General features: G+C 67.0%; 1 protein-coding gene and 2 pseudogenes. All 3 read right to left on the bottom strand.

Features of this window, described 5'->3' with window-relative positions:
* Positions 1–284, bottom strand: a pseudogene (locus ACESMD_RS12670) (hypothetical protein); the annotation flags it as partial.
* A 76-nt stretch (positions 285–360) separates the two neighbouring features.
* Positions 361–1,860 carry a CoA-acylating methylmalonate-semialdehyde dehydrogenase gene (locus ACESMD_RS12665; protein WP_372613703.1) on the bottom strand — a complete coding sequence of 500 codons (1,500 nt, stop codon included), beginning with the start codon at positions 1,858–1,860 and terminating at the stop codon, positions 361–363.
* 72 nt (positions 1,861–1,932) lie between these two features.
* Positions 1,933–2,212: pseudogene (locus ACESMD_RS12660) on the bottom strand (hypothetical protein); the annotation flags it as partial.

Below are 2,212 nucleotides of genomic sequence, written 5' to 3'. Positions count from 1 at the left end.
GGATAGACGATCCCGTAGTGGTCCTGCTCCCAGAGTTCGCCGCCCAGCGTCTGTGCCTCGGGGTAGCTGTCGGGGTCGAGACAGGGTGACGTATTCGGCTCGTGCCGCGAGTCCACCAGTGGCGCATCGAGGTCGGAAAGGTACATGCGCTTCTGGACTTTGGTGGGTGGTTGCGAGGCGTCACGAACCCGAGGATTGGTCAGCATCTCGACCTCCATCAGTTCCGCCCGGTCCTGCGGATCCGCGGTCAGGGTCTCGAAAAGATCGATGGGTAAGAAGGTCAAGGCGACCATCCGCAAGACTAGCGGCCCCGCCTCTGTCGAGACGGGGCCGCTAGTGTGGTGCTTCTGGGGACTGGAATCAGCTCAGCGAGATGGTGCTGTTGATGCCGCTTGAGACATTCTCCGGCTCGTACCAGCGCGCGGTGACGGTTTTGGTCTGGGTCCAGAAGGCGATGGCCTGCTTGCCGTTGGGGCCCAGGTCGCCGAGCTTGGAGCCGCGTGAGCCGGTGAAGCTGAAGTAGGCCACCGGCACCGGGATCGGCACGTTGATGCCCACCTGGCCGACGTCGATGTCGCTCTCAAAGCGGCGCGCCACCCAGCCGGAGTTGGTGAAGATCGAGGTGCCGTTGCCGTTGGGGTTGGCGTTCACGAAGGCGATGGCCTCGTCCAGGGTGTCGACGCTGACCACGCAGAGCACCGGGCCGAAGACCTCCTCGCGGTAGATGGTCATCTCCGGCGTCACGTCGGCGAAGACGGTGGGGCCGACGAAGTTGCCCTCCGGGTAGCCTTCGACCTGGCAACCGCGGCCGTCGAGCAGCAGCCTGGCGCCTTCCTGCTCGCCAACGGCGATCAGCCCCTCGACGCGATCCTTCGCCTGCGGGGAAACCAGCGGGCCGAGGTCGGCGTCGCGCTGGGTGCCGGGGCCCACCGTCATGTGGCGGGCGCCCTCGACGAGGTCGTCCAGCCACTCGCGGGCCTCGCCCACCAGCACCACCACCGAGTTGGCCATGCAGCGCTGGCCGGCGGCACCGAAGGCCGAGCCGAGCAGGTTGTTGATGGCCTGGCTGCGGTTGGCATCCGGCATCACTACGCAGTGGTTCTTGGCACCCATCATCGCCTGCATGCGCTTGCCGGCCGCGGCGGCACGGTTGTAGAGCAGCGAGCCCACGTGGCTGGAGCCGATGAAGGAGAGCGCCTTGATGTCGGGGTGGTCGGCGATCTGGTTGGCGACGTCCGGGCCGCCGTGCACGACGTTGAGCACGCCGGCCGGCACGCCCGCCTCCTGGGCCAGCTCGACCAGGCGCATGGTGGAGCTCGGGTCCTGCTCGGATGGCTTCAAGACGAAGGTGTTTCCGGTGGCGATGGCCAGCGGGAACATGAAGCAGGGCAGCATGATCGGGAAGTTGAAGGCGGTGATGCCGGCGCCCACTCCGAGCGGCTGGTTGAGGGTATAGACGTCAACTTCACTTGCCGCATTCTCGGCGAGCTCACCCAGTTGCAGCGAGGTGATCGAGCAGGCGTGCTCGATCACTTCAAGGCCACGACCCACTTCGCCCTCGGCGTCGGGCAGGGTCTTGCCATGTTCCTCGGTGATCAGCGCGGCAAGCTCCGGGGTATGCTCCCGCACCAGTGCCTGGAACTTGAGCATGATGCGTTGGCGCCTGCCCAGCGGCACCTTGCGCCAGGTCTTGAAGGCCTCATTGGCGCTGGCCACGGCGCGCTCGACTTCCTCGGCGGTGCAGAACGGCACCCGGGCGACCACCTCCTGGGTGGCCGGGTTGACCACGTCGCGCCATTCCTGGCTCTGTGACGGGACGGTCTGACCGTCGATGACCATGGGAATCTCACGGACTGACATGCTGGCGTGCTCCTCTCGTCTCTTATCTTGTCGGGCAGATCTTGTCGGCCTGGCGGCGGCCAGGCAGGCGCCTCAGGTCCCGCAGAAGGTGCGCAGCACCCGCGTGGTCGGCTCTGCCGGTAGGGCAAAGGCCTCGCGGCCGGGCTGCTCGGTGAAGGGTTCGGCCAGCACCTGGTTGAGCGCCTCGAAGGGGGCGAAGTCGTCGTCCTCGGCCGTGGCGGTCAGCGCCTCCTCGACCTTGTGGTTGCGGGGAATATAGAGCGGATTGGTGGCATGCATCCGCGCAGCGATGGAGGCCGTCTCGACCCCCTCCCGGGCCAGGCGCTCCCGCCAGCGGGGCAGCCAGGCCCGG

This window comes from Halomonas sp. (assembly GCF_041689495.1).
GTDB lineage: Bacteria > Pseudomonadota > Gammaproteobacteria > Pseudomonadales > Halomonadaceae > Halomonas.
This window is presented reverse-complemented; position numbering and strand designations above follow the sequence as displayed.

Bases quoted from the DNA above. Each gene is read 5' to 3' on its own strand.
- ACESMD_RS12665 (WP_372613703.1), bottom strand. From the start codon at position 1,860: ATGTCAGTCCGTGAGATTCCCATGGTCATCGACGGTCAGACCGTCCCG.